The 14,996-nt window shown below is 68.0% G+C and carries 11 protein-coding genes and 1 pseudogene; 7 read left to right on the top strand and 5 right to left on the bottom strand.

The window, feature by feature from the left end; translation table 11 throughout:
* Positions 1 to 39: 39 nt before the first annotated feature.
* Positions 40 to 1,116, top strand: a complete 1,077-nt coding sequence (alr, locus tag HMPREF2914_RS19790) for an alanine racemase (RefSeq protein WP_023092683.1) — start codon at positions 40 to 42, stop codon at positions 1,114 to 1,116.
* Position 1,117: 1 nt separating this feature from the next.
* On the opposite strand, the gene HMPREF2914_RS19785 is transcribed toward alr, so the two are convergent.
* Positions 1,118 to 3,019, bottom strand: coding sequence for a diguanylate cyclase (locus HMPREF2914_RS19785; RefSeq protein ID WP_023092682.1), 1,902 nt, complete (start codon positions 3,017 to 3,019; stop codon positions 1,118 to 1,120).
* 212 nt (positions 3,020 to 3,231) lie between these two features.
* On the opposite strand from HMPREF2914_RS19785, the gene HMPREF2914_RS19780 reads away from it, so the two are divergent.
* The 5 genes from HMPREF2914_RS19780 to HMPREF2914_RS19760 all read left to right on the top strand — a co-directional run bounded on the left by HMPREF2914_RS19780 (position 3,232) and on the right by HMPREF2914_RS19760 (position 11,154).
* Positions 3,232 to 5,475, top strand: a complete 2,244-nt coding sequence (locus HMPREF2914_RS19780; RefSeq protein ID WP_023092681.1) for a YgiQ family radical SAM protein — start codon at positions 3,232 to 3,234, stop codon at positions 5,473 to 5,475.
* Positions 5,476 to 5,736: 261 nt separating this feature from the next.
* Positions 5,737 to 8,235 (top strand): circularly permuted type 2 ATP-grasp protein, encoded by a 2,499-nt coding sequence (locus tag HMPREF2914_RS19775; RefSeq protein WP_022580000.1) that lies wholly within the window; start codon positions 5,737 to 5,739, stop codon positions 8,233 to 8,235.
* Positions 8,235 to 9,170 carry a transglutaminase family protein gene (locus HMPREF2914_RS19770; protein WP_003121150.1) on the top strand — a complete coding sequence of 312 codons (936 nt, stop codon included), beginning with the start codon at positions 8,235 to 8,237 and terminating at the stop codon, positions 9,168 to 9,170. The genes HMPREF2914_RS19775 and HMPREF2914_RS19770 overlap by 1 nt, the downstream gene beginning before the upstream one ends.
* A gap of 250 nt (positions 9,171 to 9,420) precedes the next feature.
* Positions 9,421 to 10,272 (top strand): mechanosensitive ion channel family protein, encoded by an 852-nt coding sequence (locus HMPREF2914_RS19765; protein ID WP_003095599.1) that lies wholly within the window; start codon positions 9,421 to 9,423, stop codon positions 10,270 to 10,272.
* Between the two features lie 186 nt (positions 10,273 to 10,458).
* Positions 10,459 to 11,154 (top strand): peptidoglycan DD-metalloendopeptidase family protein, encoded by a 696-nt coding sequence (locus HMPREF2914_RS19760; protein ID WP_003095596.1) that lies wholly within the window; start codon positions 10,459 to 10,461, stop codon positions 11,152 to 11,154.
* Positions 11,155 to 11,166: 12 nt separating this feature from the next.
* On the opposite strand, the gene HMPREF2914_RS19755 is transcribed toward HMPREF2914_RS19760, so the two are convergent.
* On the bottom strand, positions 11,167 to 11,754 hold the full coding sequence (locus tag HMPREF2914_RS19755; protein ID WP_003095593.1) for an LOG family protein: 588 nt from the start codon (positions 11,752 to 11,754) through the stop codon (positions 11,167 to 11,169).
* A 275-nt stretch (positions 11,755 to 12,029) separates the two neighbouring features.
* On the opposite strand from HMPREF2914_RS19755, the gene azu reads away from it, so the two are divergent.
* Complete coding sequence (azu, locus tag HMPREF2914_RS19750; protein ID WP_003095591.1) at positions 12,030 to 12,476, top strand: azurin; 447 nt, start codon at positions 12,030 to 12,032, stop codon at positions 12,474 to 12,476.
* 68 nt (positions 12,477 to 12,544) lie between these two features.
* On the opposite strand, the gene choE is transcribed toward azu, so the two are convergent.
* From choE to HMPREF2914_RS19735, 3 genes and pseudogenes are all read right to left on the bottom strand, one after another.
* Complete coding sequence (gene choE / locus HMPREF2914_RS19745; protein ID WP_023092680.1) at positions 12,545 to 13,468, bottom strand: cholinesterase ChoE; 924 nt, start codon at positions 13,466 to 13,468, stop codon at positions 12,545 to 12,547.
* Between the two features lie 133 nt (positions 13,469 to 13,601).
* Positions 13,602 to 14,429, bottom strand: coding sequence for an ammonia-dependent NAD(+) synthetase (gene nadE, locus HMPREF2914_RS19740; RefSeq protein WP_003109458.1), 828 nt, complete (start codon positions 14,427 to 14,429; stop codon positions 13,602 to 13,604).
* 28 nt (positions 14,430 to 14,457) lie between these two features.
* A pseudogene (locus HMPREF2914_RS19735) lies at positions 14,458 to 14,996 on the bottom strand (nicotinate phosphoribosyltransferase); the annotation flags it as partial.

Raw genomic sequence — 14,996 nt, 5'->3', positions numbered from 1 at the left:
TTACCATAGGCACCCGTTTCAGTTGCAGGACCCGATGCCATGCGTCCCCTCGTTGCCACCGTCGACCTTTCCGCCATTCGCCACAACTATGCCCTGGCCAAGCGCTGCGCGCCGCAGCGCCAGGCGTTCGCGGTGGTCAAGGCGAACGCCTATGGCCACGGTGCGCGCGAAGTGGTTACCGCGTTGCACGACGATGCCGATGGCTTCGCCGTAGCCTGCCTGGAGGAGGCCGCGGAAGTCCGCGCCTTGCACGCCAGCGCGCGCATCCTGTTGCTGGAAGGCTGCTTCGAGGCGAGCGAATACGCCCTCGCCGGGCAATTGCGCCTGGACCTGGTGATCCAGGGCGCGGAACAGGGCGAGGCGTTCCTCGCCGCCGGCCTGGATATTCCACTCAACGTCTGGCTCAAGCTCGACTCCGGCATGCACCGCCTGGGCTTCGATCCCGTCGCGCTGCGCGCCTGGCATGCGCGCCTGCGCAACCATCCCGGTGTGCGCGAACTGAACCTGATCAGCCATTTCGCCTGCGCCGACGAACGCAACCATCCGCTCACCGAGCAGCAGTTGGAGAGTTTCCTCGGCCTGCTCGACCTGGATTTCGACCAGCGCAGCCTGGCCAACTCGGCGGCGGTGCTGACCATCCCGGCCGCCCACATGGATTGGCTACGGCCGGGGATCATGCTCTACGGGTCGACCCCGCTGGCCGACCTGAGTGCCGCCGAACTGGGCCTGAGGCCGGCCATGAGCCTGGGCGCGCAGTTGATTTCGCTGCGCGAGGTGGCCGTGGGCGAGAGCGTCGGCTACGGCGCCACCTGGATCGCCGAGCGGCCGACGCGGATCGGCACGGTCAGTTGCGGCTACGCCGACGGCTACCCGCGCACCGCGCCGGCCGGGACTCCGGTATTGGTCGGGGGACGCCGCGCGACCCTGGCCGGGCGGGTCTCGATGGACATGTTGGCGGTCGACCTCTCCGACCTGCCGGAGGCTCGCGTTGGCGACCCGGTGGAGTTGTGGGGCGCCCGGTTGTCGGTGGACGAGGTCGCCCGTGCCTGCGGCACCCTCGGCTACGAGCTTCTGAGCAAGGTCACGGCCCGGGTTCCGCGACGCTACAGCCACTGATTCAGGAGATACGCTCCGGTGCCAGGGCGGTCGGCCAGGGGAGCGCCGGCGCGGTCTCGCGTTCATCGTCGGCAGCCATCGCATAGCCGGCGCGCCCGGCGCCCTTGACCCGGTACAGCGCCTGGTCGGCGGCCTTGTAGAGTTTGCCGAACTGCAGGGCGTCGCCGGGAAACAGGGCGACGCCGATGCTCGGTGTGATCACCAGCCACTGCTTGGCGAACTCCACCGGTTTCGCCAGTTCTCGCAGCAAGCGTTCGGCGATGTCGCGGGCATGCTGCTCGGCATTCGACCCGCCGACCAGCACGGCGAATTCGTCGCCGCCGAGGCGCGCCACGCAATCCTCGGTGCGCACGCAATGGCGCAGCCGCTGGGCCACGTTCTGCAGGACGAAGTCGCCGGCATCGTGGCCATGGGTGTCGTTGATCGGCTTGAAGTGATCCAGGTCGATCAGCAGCAGCGCCATGCTGTTGCCGTGGCGGCGGGCATCGTCCAGGGCGCTTTCGGCGAACTCCATCAGGTGCCTGCGGTTGCCAAGCCCGGTCAGCGGATCGTGATGGGCGGCGTACTGCAGTTGCGCTTCGCGCATCTGCAACTGGCGATTGGCCTCGCTCAGCTCGTTGGTACGGACTTCCACGGCGCGTGCCAGGTCGCGCTGCGCGCTGTGCAGCAGGGCCAGGCGCGCATTCTTTTCCTGGTCGGCCTGGTCCAGGGCCAGGGCCCTTTCCTGCTTCAGGTCCTGGATGCGCGAGGCGAGCGCCAGGGAAAACAGCAGGGCCTCCAGGGTCAGCGCCAGGGGGAAGACCATGGCGTTGGCCGAGGTCGGCTGGACCAGCGCGGTGGCGCGCATCACGCCAAGGCTGACGCTGCCGAGCACCAGGCCGAAGCCGACCAGGTACAGGCGCGCCGTGGCCGAACCCTGGCGCCAGCGCTGCACTGCCAGGCCGATGGCGATCGGCAGGTTGGCCAGCAGGGTCAGCGCCAGCACGCCGGCCGCCTGCCAGCGCCAGCCGGCGGCGTTGAACGCCAGGCAGGCAAGGAACAGCAGGCAACAGGCGTTCAGCAGGTGATGGGCCCAGCGTGCGTGCTGCCGGCTTTGCAGCAGGTTCTGGCTGAAGCGGATCACGCAGATGCCCCAGATCGCCAGCAGCGCCAGGCGGTCAAGCCACCAGGGCACCGCCCGCTCGGGCCAGAAATACTCGAAACCATGGCCGCTGATGCTCAGGGTCAGCACCAGCGCGCTGGCAGCGGTCAGCACGTACCAGAAATAGGCGCGATCGCGCAGGCTGGTGAACAGGATCAGGTTGTACAGCAGCAGGGCGAGGATCAGCCCGTAGGCCATGCCGAACAGCAGGTTGCCCTGGCTGCGGTATTCCAGCAGTTCGTCGTGGCTCCAGAGCCTCAGCGGAAAGGCGTTGCCGCCGGGATCGTAGCTGCGCAGGTAGACGCGCAACGGCCCATCGCCGGGAGGGAGCTGGAACAGCGGATGACGATAGGCGTGGTCGCGGCCCTCGGCGAAGGGCACCGCTTCGCCGCTGCGATGTTCGCGGAACCCGCCGCGCTCGTCGGGGAGGTACAGGCGCAGGTCGTGCAGGCTGGCGCTGGCGACTTCCAGCCACCAGCCGCCGGATACCGCCTCGCGTCTCGGCAGGTCGAGGCGCAGCCACCAGACGCTGCGACTGAGGCCGACGCTGGTGCGGCCGGCGGCGGCGACGAAGCGGCCGGCCTGCTCCGCTTGTTCGAGGTCCTCCACCGCCAGGTTGCCATCGGGGTCTTCGAGCAGGTCCAGCGAGCCGTTCAACCAGGCGCCGCTGGCCGGGGGCGCTGGAAACTCCGGCGCGGCGCGCGAAACGGCGCTGGCCAGTAGCAGGAAGATGACCGCGAGCAGGGCAAGAGGATGGCGCACGATGACTCTCCCGGGGGCCTGCCTTAGAGGCCGGGTGAGATGACGATGAATGGAGTATAGAAACAAGGTGGCGAAATGATGGCATTTTTTCGAAGCCGGCCGACGGCAGGCAATACCCAGTGAAAACGTCGGAATTGCTCATTTTTTGTGCTATATTCCGCGCCCGCGTTTTCGCGACCCCCTATTCCTAGAGATACCCCCTGGTGCCCGTGATGCAAGCCGCCAAGCCGCTGTTCGACTATCCCAAGTACTGGGCCGAGTGTTTCGGTCCGGCGCCCTTCCTGCCTATGAGTAGGGAAGAGATGGATCAGCTCGGCTGGGACTCCTGCGACATCATCATCGTCACCGGCGATGCCTACGTCGACCACCCGTCCTTCGGCATGGCCATCATCGGCCGCCTGCTGGAGGCCCAGGGGTTCCGCGTCGGCATCATCGCCCAGCCGGACTGGCAGTCGAAGGACGACTTCATGAAGCTCGGCGAGCCGAACCTGTTCTTCGGCGTGGCGGCCGGCAACATGGACTCGATGATCAACCGCTACACCGCGGACAAGAAGGTCCGTTCCGACGACGCCTACACCCCCGGCGGTCTGGCCGGCAAGCGCCCGGACCGCGCCAGCCTGGTCTACAGCCAGCGCTGCAAGGAGGCCTACAGCCATGTGCCGGTGATCCTCGGCGGGATCGAGGCCTCGTTGCGCCGCATCGCCCATTACGACTACTGGCAGGACAAGGTCCGCCGCTCGATCCTGATGGACGCCACGGCCGACATCCTGCTCTACGGCAACGCCGAGCGTGCGGTGGTGGAAATCGCCCAGCGCCTGGCCCAGGGCGAACTGGTGAGCGCGATCACCGACGTGCGCGGCACCGCCTTCGTCCGTCGCGACACCCCGGAGGGCTGGTTCGAGATCGATTCCACGCGGATCGACCGGCCGGGCAAGATCGACAAGATCATCAATCCCTACGTGAACACCCAGGACACCGCCGCCTGCGCCATCGAGCAGGAAAAGGGCGCGCAGGAGGACCCGCAGGAAGCCAAGGTCGTGCAGTTGCTGGCGAACCCCAGGCTGACCCGGGAGAAGACCGTGATCCGCCTGCCGTCTTTCGAGAAGGTGCGCAACGACCCGGTGCTCTATGCCCACGCCAACCGCGTGCTGCACCTGGAGACCAACCCGGGCAACGCCCGTGCCCTGGTGCAGAAGCACGGCGAAGTGGATGTCTGGTTCAACCCGCCGCCCATTCCGATGAGCACCGAGGAAATGGACTACGTGTTCGGCATGCCCTATGCCCGCGTGCCGCACCCGGCCTACGGCAAGGCGAAGATTCCCGCCTACGAGATGATCCGCTTCTCGGTGAACATCATGCGTGGCTGCTTCGGCGGCTGCACCTTCTGCTCGATCACCGAACATGAGGGACGGATCATCCAGAACCGCTCGCACGACTCGATCATCCGCGAGATCGAGGAGATGCGCGACAAGGTGCCCGGCTTCACCGGCGTGGTCTCCGACCTTGGCGGACCGACGGCGAACATGTACCGCATCGCCTGCAAGAGCCCGGACATCGAGCGGCACTGCCGCAAGCCGTCCTGCGTGTTCCCCGGCATCTGCGAGAACCTCGATACCGACCACAGCTCGCTGATCGAGCTGTACCGCAAGGCCCGGGCGCTGCCGGGGGTGAAGAAGATCCTGATCGCCTCCGGCCTGCGCTACGACCTCGCCGTCGAGTCGCCCGAGTACGTCAAGGAACTGGTGACCCACCACGTCGGCGGCTACCTGAAGATCGCCCCGGAGCACACCGAGCGCGGTCCGCTGGACAAGATGATGAAGCCGGGGATCGGCACCTACGACCGCTTCAAGCAGATGTTCGAGAAGTTCTCGAAGGAAGCCGGCAAGGAGCAGTACCTGATCCCGTACTTCATCGCCGCCCACCCCGGGACCACCGACGAAGACATGATGAACCTGGCCCTGTGGCTCAAGCGCAACGGCTTCCGCGCCGACCAGGTCCAGGCGTTCTATCCCTCGCCGATGGCCACCGCCACCGCGATGTATCACTCGGGCAAGAACCCGCTGCGCAAGGTCACCTACAAGAGCGATGGCGTGACCATCGTCAAGAGCGACCAGCAGCGGCGCCTGCACAAGGCCTTCCTGCGCTACCACGACCCGAAAGGCTGGCCGCTGCTGCGCGAGGCGCTGGAGCGGATGGGGCGCGCTGACCTGATCGGCAATGGCAAGCACCACCTGATCCCGACCTACCAGCCGGATACCGGCGAATACCAGAGCGCCCGGCGGAAGAACTCGACGCCGGCCGGCAGCAAGAAGGCCGGCAAGCTGCTGACCCAGCATACCGGCCTGCCACCCCGCGCCAGCGACGGTGGCCAGCCGTGGAGCAAGGGCCAGCAGAACAAGGCGGCGGCCTTCGCCAAGGGCAAGAAGAAGCCGCGCCAGCCGAACATCCCGCGCTGATCGCCGGGGCGGCCCTGCCGCCCGCAAAGGGTGCGTGGCTGCAACCCGGCCAGCGGTCGCGCACCGTCGCGGTGCATCGCCGTGGCGCGACCTCCTGGCCGCCCGGGCCTGGCGGCGCTGGCACAAGTCTTGCGCTTCCGGGGCAACCCGGTCTTCGCGGAGAACCGCGCTGGCGGACCCGGCAACGCCTCGTCGCTTCGCTCCGGCGGCGCGTCGCCGACTCCGCTACAGTGACCGCAACCCCAGCCCCGCGAGCCTTCGATGCCCGAGCTGCTTGCCCACTATCCGTTCACCGATACGGCCTACCACGAGTTGCTCGATCGCCAGGGTGGCGTGCGTCCCCATTGGCAGCGGCTGTTCCGCCAACTGGAGCGCAGCAGCCCTGAGCAACTGCGCCAGCGCCAGGCCCTGGTGGAACGGCAGATCCAGGAGAACGGCGTCACCTATAACGTCTACGCCGATCCCAAGGGCACCGACCGCCCCTGGGCGCTGGACCTTCTGCCGAACCTGCTGTCCGCCGCCGAGTGGCAGCCGATCGCCGCCGGCGTGGCACAGCGTGCGCGGCTGCTCAACGCGCTGCTGGCCGACCTGTACGGCGAGCAGCGTCTGCTCGCCGAAGGGCTGCTGCCCAGCGAACTGGTCTTCGGCCATCCGAACTTCCTCTGGCCGGCGCTCGGCATCCGGCCGCCCGGCGGGATCTTCCTGCACAGCTATGCCGTGGACCTGGCGCGCGATGCCGACGGACGCTGGCAGGTCCTCGCCGACCGCACCCAGGCGCCGTCCGGCGCGGGCTATGCGCTGGAGAACCGGCAGATCGTCTCGCGGGCCTTGCCGGAACTCTATCGCGACCTGCGCGTGCAGCATCTCGCCGGGTATTTCCGCACCCTGCAGGAGACCCTCGCCAGCCAGGCCGCCGGCGACGGCGAGACGCCGCTGGTGGTGCTGCTGACTCCCGGACGTTTCAACGAAACCTACTTCGAGCATCTCTACCTGGCGCGCCAGCTCGGTTTCCCGCTGGTCGAGGGGCACGACCTGACGGTGCGCGACGCCACCCTCTATCTCAAGACCCTCGGCGGCCTGAAACGGGTGCACGCGGTATTGCGGCGCCTCGATGACGACTTCTGCGACCCGCTGGAATTGCGTACCGACTCGGCGCTGGGCATTCCCGGCCTGCTCGAGGCGGTACGCCAGGGGCGCGTACTGGTGGCCAACGCGTTGGGCAGCGGGGTGCTGGAATCGCCCGGCCTGCTCGGCTTCCTGCCGCAGGCCTGTCGCCGCCTGCTGGGCGAGGAGTTGGCGCTGCCCTCGCTCGACACCCGCTGGTGCGGCGAGCCGCAGGCCCTCGAGGCGATACTCGCGGCACTGCCCGACCTGGTGATCAAGCCGGCCTTTCCCGGCCAGCGCTGCGAACCGCTGTTCGGCCACGCCCTCGACGGTGCCGGCCTGGCATCCCTCGGCGAGCGCTTGCGCGAGCGCCCGCAGGCCTACGTGGCGCAACGCCTGGCGCAGTTGTCCCAGGCGCCGGTCTGGCGCGACGGCGAGGCCGGCGTCGGCCTGCAGTCGCGGGCCATCGGCATGCGCGTGTTCGCCGTCGCCGCCGCCGACGGACGCTACTGGGTGATGCCCGGCGGTCTGACCCGCGTAGCCTCGGCGGCGGATGCCGAGGTGGTGTCGATGCAACGCGGCGGCGCGAGCAAGGACACCTGGGTACTGGCCGAGCGTGCGGTCGGCGGCGAGCCGTGGCGGCCGCGCCGGCTCGGCGTGCGCGACCTGGTCCGCGAGGATCCCTACCTGCCGTCGCGGGTGGTGGAAAACCTGTTCTGGTACGGCCGCTATGCCGAGCGTTGCGACGACCACGCGCGCCTGCTGCGGGTGGTGCTGTCGCGCTACGTGGATGCCGATGGCGACGAAGAGGCGCTGCGCAGCGCCCTGGCCCTGGCCGGCGGCATCGGCCTGCTGCCCGGGGATGGCGAGCCGTTGGAAAGGTGCCTGTTGCGGGCGTTGCTCGACGAGCACTGGCCGGCGAGCCTGTGCGCCAACCTGCGGCGCCTGCACTGGGCGGCGGCGCAGGTGCGCGGGCGCTTGTCCGGGGAGAACTGGCTGGCCTTGCTGGAGCTGCAACGCGACATGCAGGCGCTCGATCCGGCACGCACCGACCTCGGCGAAGCGCTGGACTTCCTCAACCGGCTAGTGATGTCCCTGGCCGCGTTGTCCGGTTTCGCCCTCGACGACATGACCCGCGACGACGGCTGGCGTTTCCTGATGATCGGCCGGCGCATCGAGCGCGTGCGCTTCTTCGCCGAGAGCATCGCCGCCTTCCTCGACGGCGGTAGCGCCTGGGACGCCGGCGCGCTGGAGTGGCTGCTGGAGCTGGGTAACAGCGGCATCACCTACCGCTCGCGCTACCTGGCGTCGCCGCAGCTGGTCCCGGTGCTCGACCTGCTCCTGTTGCACGAGCAGAACCCGCACTCGCTGCGCTTCCAGTTGCAGGCCCTGGAGCGTTCGCTGGAGCGCCTGCACGAGGAGTTCGGCGCGCCACGCGAGCGGGAACTCAGGACCCTGGGCGAACGCCTGCGCAGCTTCGATCTGGCGGCCCTGGAAAGCCCGCTGTTCGGCGCGGCAGGACTCGACGAGGTGCTCGTCGGGCTGGCGCGACTGCTGCGCGACATCGCCGCCTGCGCCGGACAGGTCTCCGATCGGCTAGGCTTGCGCTATTTCGCCCATGTCGACGATGTCAGCCAGAGAACGGTATCCACCTGATGTCCGCACCCGCGCTTCGCTCCGTTCCGCTCCAGGGCGCCCGCTACCAGGTGCTGCACGACACCCATTACCGCTATGCGACGCCGGTCTCGCTGTCGCGGCAACTGGCGCATCTCTGGCCACGCGAATGCGCCTGGCAGGCCTGTCATGAGCGGGCACTGCTGATCGAGCCGGGGCCGAGCCGGCGCGAGGATGGCCACGACGCATTCGGCAATCCGCTGAGCCGGCTGGCCTTCGAGCGTCCCCACGAGGCGCTGCGGGTCAGCGCGCGACTGCAGGTCGAAGTGTTCGCCCATGCGCCGGCGCAACTGACCGCGTCGCCGGCATGGGAAACCGTCGCCGCCGGGCTGGCATTTTCCGGGCGGGCGCTGTCCGCCGCCGAGCTGGAAGCCTGCCGCTATCGCGTCGAGTCGCCCTATGTGCGCATCCAGCGGCGATTCGCCGAGTTCGCCGCCGACTGCTTCCCGCCCGGACGGCCGTTGCTGGTGGCGGCGGCGGCACTGATGGAGAAGATCTTCCGCGAGTTCGCCTTCGATGCGCAGGCCACCCAGGTGGCGACGCCGCTGGACGAAGTGCTGGAGCGCCGTCGCGGGGTCTGCCAGGACTTCGCCCACCTGATGCTCGCCTGCCTGCGCGCGCGCGGACTGGCGGCGCGCTACGTCAGCGGCTACCTGTTGACCCGCCCGCCGCCCGGGCAGGCGCGACTGATCGGCGCCGACGCCTCGCATGCCTGGGTCTCGCTGTATTGCCCGGAGAACGGCTGGGTGGATTTCGACCCGACCAACGACCTGTTGCCCGACCTGGAGCACATCACCCTGGCCTGGGGGCGGGATTTTTCCGATGTGTCGCCGCTGCGCGGGGTGATCCTCGGCGGCGGTAGCCATGACCCGGAGGTGCGGGTGACGGTGCTGCCGCTACGGGAAACTGCCGGCTGATCAAAAAGTGATCGGTTCCGCGGAGGCCCTGCCGCCCGGGACTCCCGGACCTTTTCACTCAGGTTGTCCACAGCCTCGCCCACGCCGTTTGGGGACAACGAAGCGCTGCTCCGGCAAATTCGCGGCGCCGTGCTAGCTTTTCCAGAATCCGCTACGGACGTTGTCGGGCCAAGGGCCGGAGCCTGCCTTTCCGGTGCCAGGGGCGGTTCTCGTACGGAGCCAGACTCCTTCCTTGCGCACGGTGAGCGATATGGATGACACGACGATCGTCAACGTAGGTACCGAGAAGATCAACGCGCTCTGGGCGACGGTGTCCCAGTACGCCTTCGCCTTCGGCATCAAGATTCTCGCGGCCATCGCCTTCTGGGTGATCGGCCGCTGGCTGATCGGCTTCGCCGTCGGCATGGTGCAGAAATCCCTCGAGCGGCAAAAGGTCGATCCCACCGTGCTGCGCTACGTGGGCTCGTTCATCACGGTGACCCTGAACGTGCTGCTGGTGGTGGGCATCCTCGGTTTCTTCGGCATCCAGACCACCAGCCTGGCGGCGCTGATCGCGGCGGTCGGCCTGGCCATCGGCATGGCATGGTCGGGATTGCTGGCGAACCTGGCGGCCGGCGGTTTCATCATCGTCCTGCGGCCGTTCAAGGTCGGCGACTTCATCTGCGCCGGCGGAGTGACCGGCACGGTCAAGGAGATCGGCCTGTTCACCACGGCGATCAACACTCCGGACAACGTGCTGACCATGGTCGGCAACAACAAGATATTCGGCGACAACATCCAGAACTTCACCCACAACCCGTTCCGCCGGGTCGAGTTGAAGGCGCAGCTTTCCGGTGCCGCCGACTACCAGGCGGCCATCGCCCTGCTCAAGCAGCGCGTCGCGGCGATTCCCAACGTGCTCGGCGAGCCGCCGGTGGACGTGGAAATCCTCGAGTTCAACCTGGTCGGGCCGGTGCTGGCGGTGCGCCCGTATTGCCACAACGACCATTACTGGCAGGTCTATTTCGATACCAACAAGGTGATCAAGGACGCCCTCGGCGCCGACTTCCCGGCACCGATGCCGGCGCAGACGGTGATCGTGCAGCAGTCCGCCGGCGCCTGACGTTTCCCGCTCGGCACCGACGCCCCGTCCTGCGGGGCGTTGGCGTTTGTGCGCGGACCGGGTGGCGGGCCGCGCGGAGAAAACGGGCCATCGGCGAGTCCAACGGGCACCCCGGCGAACAAGGTATAGTGCGGGCCTGCAACCGTCGCCGCAGCCGGCCGGGTTTCATCGGGAAAAGGATTCCGTGTGTTCTTCAGATTGCTCTTGATCGCCGTCCTGCTGGCGGTATCCGCGTGCAGCTCCAAGGCTCCCGGCCCGGGGGCGTCGGTGCCGAAAGTCGTGCGCGGCGAGTATCGCGTCAAGCGCGGCGACACCCTCTATTCGATCGCCACCCGGCACGGCTGGAACTACAAGGACCTGGCGCGCGCCAACGGCATCCGCCCGCCCTACGCGGTCAAGGTCGGCCAGGTAGTGCGCTTCGACGGGCGCAAGTCGACCTACGTCGCCAGCAGCCGCTCCTCGTCGAGCAGCCGTGCGCGCAAGCCGCCGCCTCCGCCGCCGTCGGTGACCCTGCGCGGCTGGCAGTGGCCAATGAAGGGGCCGGTGATCCGCCGCTTCTCAAGTTCCGACAAGCTCAACAAGGGCATCCGCATCGCCGGCACCCTGGGCCAGCCGGTACAGGCCTCGCTGGCCGGCAAGGTGGTGTTCGCGGTGAACAACATGCGTGGCTACGGCAACCTGGTGATCATCCAGCACGGTACCTCGTACACCAGCACCTACGCGCACAACAGCCGCTTGCTGGTGAAGGAGGGGCAGATGGTCAGCAAGGGCCAGAAGATCGCCGAGGCCGGTTCCTCGGATGCCGACCGGGTGCAACTGTACTTCGAGATCCGCCAGAACGGCCGGCCGCTCGACCCGCTGAGCCTGCTGCCGCCGTCCTGAGAGAGGAGCGGATCACTGCGGGGTGCGGTCGACCCACTTCGGCGCCACGCTTGGCGTCCAGGCGGCGAGGGAATCGAGCAGCGCCTCCGGGCTGGCACCGCGCTGCAGCATGCCGCGGTGTTCGGCGCGGACGAAGCGTTCGTCGACCAGGTGGTCGAGGAAGGTCAGCAGCGGATCGTAGAAACCGTTCACTTCGAGCAGGCCCAGCGGCTTGGCGTGGTAGCCCAGTTGGCCCCAGGTCCAGACCTCGAACAGCTCTTCCAGGGTGCCGAGCCCGCCGGGCAGGGCGATGAAGGCGTCGGCCAGCTCGGCCATGCGCGCCTTGCGCGCGTGCATGCCGTCTACCACTTCCAGGCGGGTCAGGCCCTTGTGGCCGATCTCGGCCTCCTGCAGGCTCTGCGGGATGATCCCGATCACTTCGCCGCCGGCGGCCAATGCGGCGTCCGCCACGGTGCCCATCAGACCGACCGCGCCGCCACCGTAGACCAGGGTCAGGCCGCGCTCGGCCAGGTGCCGGCCGAGTGCCACGGCGGCTTCCTGGTAGACCGGGGAAGCGCCGGGGCTGGCGCCACAGAATACGCAGACGGAACGCAAGGTCATGATCGACTCCTGTCGGGGGTGGAAAAAGGCGCACAGGGTAGCGGCTGGGAGCGCTTCGACCAAGCCGTGCGAAGCATTGCCGGACGTTGCGTCGCAGGCGCGAAGCGGCACATCTGTGCTAAAACAGGAGTTCCCCGTAGTAAACGCCGGGCAGATCCCGCTCGATGCCCCGCCACGTCCGGTTCGGGTTTGACCTGAATCAGTGGAACTCGGTGCCCGATCGGGCAGTCTGCTCTTTCAGGATTCATCGCCCAACCTGCCTAGGAGGCTGCTCCATGCTACGTAAACTCGCTGCGGTATCCCTGCTGTCCCTGCTCAGTGCGCCGCTGCTGGCTGCCGAGTGCTCGGTGGACATCCAGGGTAACGACCAGATGCAGTTCAACACCAATGCCATCACCGTCGACAAGAGCTGCAAGCAGTTCACCGTCAACCTGTCCCACCCCGGCAACCTGCCGAAGAACGTCATGGGCCACAACTGGGTACTGAGCACCGCCGCCGACATGCAGGGCGTGGTCACCGACGGCATGGCTTCCGGCCTGGACAAGGATTACCTGAAGCCCGACGACAGCCGTGTCATCGCCCACACCAAGCTGATCGGCTCGGGCGAGAAGGACTCGGTGACCTTCGACGTCTCCAAGCTGAAGGAAGGCGAGCAGTACATGTTCTTCTGCACCTTCCCGGGCCACTCCGCGCTGATGAAGGGCACCCTGACCCTGAAGTGATGCGCGAGCGATCCGCTGCATGAAAAAGCCCGGCCGCTGCCGGGCTTTTTCATGGGCGCGCGCCGGGCTCAGCGCGCGTAGCGCGCCGCCATCGCTTCGCCGGCCAGTTGGTGCACGCGCCGGGTCGGATGCCACTCGTCCCAGAAGTAGTACTGGTCCGGGTTGGCGCAGGCCGGGCGGACGCTGGGCTGGGTCGGCTGGCAGGGCGCGTCCAGTTCCACCAGGCCGTAGCGTGCCGGGTTGCGCCGCAAGTGGCGGCTGAAGGTGAGATGGTCGAACCAGCTCAGCTCCAGGCCGCGGGTCTTGCGCAGGGCGGCGAGCTGGATCGGCAGGCTGGCGTTGACCGCTTGCAGGTAGCGCTGCGCACGCTCGACCCGGTTGCCGACGACCACCGCCGGGACCACGCTCAGGTCGGTCGAACTGACCACCAGGAAGCGTCGTGCGCCGGCCTCTCCGAGACGCTGCACCGCGGCGCGGATGTTCGCCACGCTGCTGCCGGCCAGTTGTTCCAGGGTCTGCTCGCCGGCGAAATCCTCATGCTCGAAGAAATCGTTGGCGGAGACGAAGATGAAGTGCAGCGCCTGGCCGTCGGCCGGCTTGCCGTCCAGCGTGGCGAGGTAGGCGTCGACCTGGCCGGCGAGGCCGGTATGGCGGTAGGCGCTCATCCAGCCGTAGTAGTTGTCCGCTCCGCTCTTGGCGCCGCCCACCGCATGGTCGGCCAGTTGTGCGCCGAGCTGGCGGGCGAGCACCTCGACGGCGGTCGGGCCGTTGCTCCAGCGGCCCTGCCAGTAGACTTCGCCGGGCAATGCCTGGGCGCCGGCGATGCCCTTGGCGAGCATCTCGCGGGTCAGTCGCTGGCTTTCGCCGTTGTCCGAATAGCTGTCGCCGAAGGCGTGGATCTGCCGTACCGGCGCGAGCAGCGGGTATGTGTGTCCGCAGGCCTGGCCGGCCAGCAGGACACCGAGGAGCAGGGCGGGGAGACGGGTGCGCATGGCTGGCCTTCGCAGGGATTCAGCTTCCTTCTAGCGTGCCGCCGCGCGGACTTGAAGACCTGGTTGCGACAGGCACATTCCCGCCCGCGACAAAGGCCCGTCGACGACGGGCCTGCCGCACGGGCCGGGAGGCTCAGGGCGCCTTCGGCAGTTCGCGCTTGTGCTGGGTCTTGTGGTAGGTGTCGACGATCACCCGCGCGGCTTCCTCGCGCAGCGGCTGGCCGTGCAGGAAGGCGTCGATCTCGGCATAGGTGACGCCGTGGGAAGCCTCGTCCGGATGGCCGGGGCGCAGGTCCTCGAGGTCGGCGGTGGGGATCTTCTCCACCAGGTTCTCCGGAGCGCCGAGGGCGCGGGCGAGGGCGCGCACCTGATGCTTGGCCAGGCCGCTGAGCGGAGCCAGGTCGCAGGCGCCGTCGCCGAACTTGGTGAAGAACCCCATGACCGCCTCGGCGGCATGGTCGGTGCCGATCACCAGGCCGCCGCGGGCGCCGGCGATGGCGTACTGGGCGACCATGCGGATGCGCGCCTTGATATTGCCGATGACGAAGTCGCTCTTCGCCGGCTCGAGTCCTTCCAGGGCTTCCAGCTGTTCCGCCAGGGCTTTCACCGACGGACCGATGTTGACGGTCTGCTCTTCGTCGGCGCGGATGGTCGCCAGCGAGGCCTGGGCATCGGCCTCGTCCTGCTGCACCTGGTAGGGCAGGCGCACGGCGATGAAGCGGTAGGCCTGGTCGCCGGTCTGCTCGCGCAGTTGCTCGACGGCGCGCTGGGCCAGCAGGCCGGCGGTGAGCGAGTCGACGCCGCCGCTGATCCCCAGCACCAGGGTCTTCAGCCCGGCATCCTTCAGGCACTGCTGGATGAAGGCGATGCGCCGGGCGATCTGCGCCTGCACGTCGGCCTCCGACTGGAACGGCGGCTGGACCTGCAGGGCTTGGGCGATGTCGCGTTGGATCTGTTGCATGTTCGGGCTCCCGTTAGGTACGAAAGGATTAGGCCGGCACGTTGAAGACGTGGCGGAGGTAGGCGACGAAGTTCTCGTCGCGGCATTGGGTCTTGCCCGGGGCGTCGGATATCTTCGCCACCGGATGGCCGTTGCAGGCCGTCATCTTCAGGACGATGTTCATCGGCTCGACCCCCGGGATGTCGCAGGTCAGGTTGGTGCCGATGCCGAAGCTGACGTTGATCTTGCCACGTAGCGCGCGGAACAGCTGCAACGCCTTGGGCATGTCCAGCCCGTCGGAGAACACCAGGGTCTTGCTCAGCGGGTCGATACCCAGGCGGCGGTAGTGGGCGATGGCTTTCTCCGCCCAGGCCAGCGGGTCGCCCGAATCGTGGCGCAGGCCGTCGAAGAGCTTGGCGAAGTACAGGTCGAAGTCGTCGAGGAAGGCGTCCATGGTAATGCAGTCGGTCAGGGCTATGCCGAGCTGCCCGCGGTACTCGCGGACCCAGCAGTCCAGCGCCGCTTGCTGGCTGTCGACCAGCCGCGGGCCGAGTTGCTGGTGGGCCATCAGCCATTCGTGGGCCATGG

It is taken from the genome of Pseudomonas sp. HMSC067G02 (assembly GCF_001813485.1).
Lineage (GTDB): Bacteria > Pseudomonadota > Gammaproteobacteria > Pseudomonadales > Pseudomonadaceae > Pseudomonas > Pseudomonas aeruginosa.
This window is presented reverse-complemented; position numbering and strand designations above follow the sequence as displayed.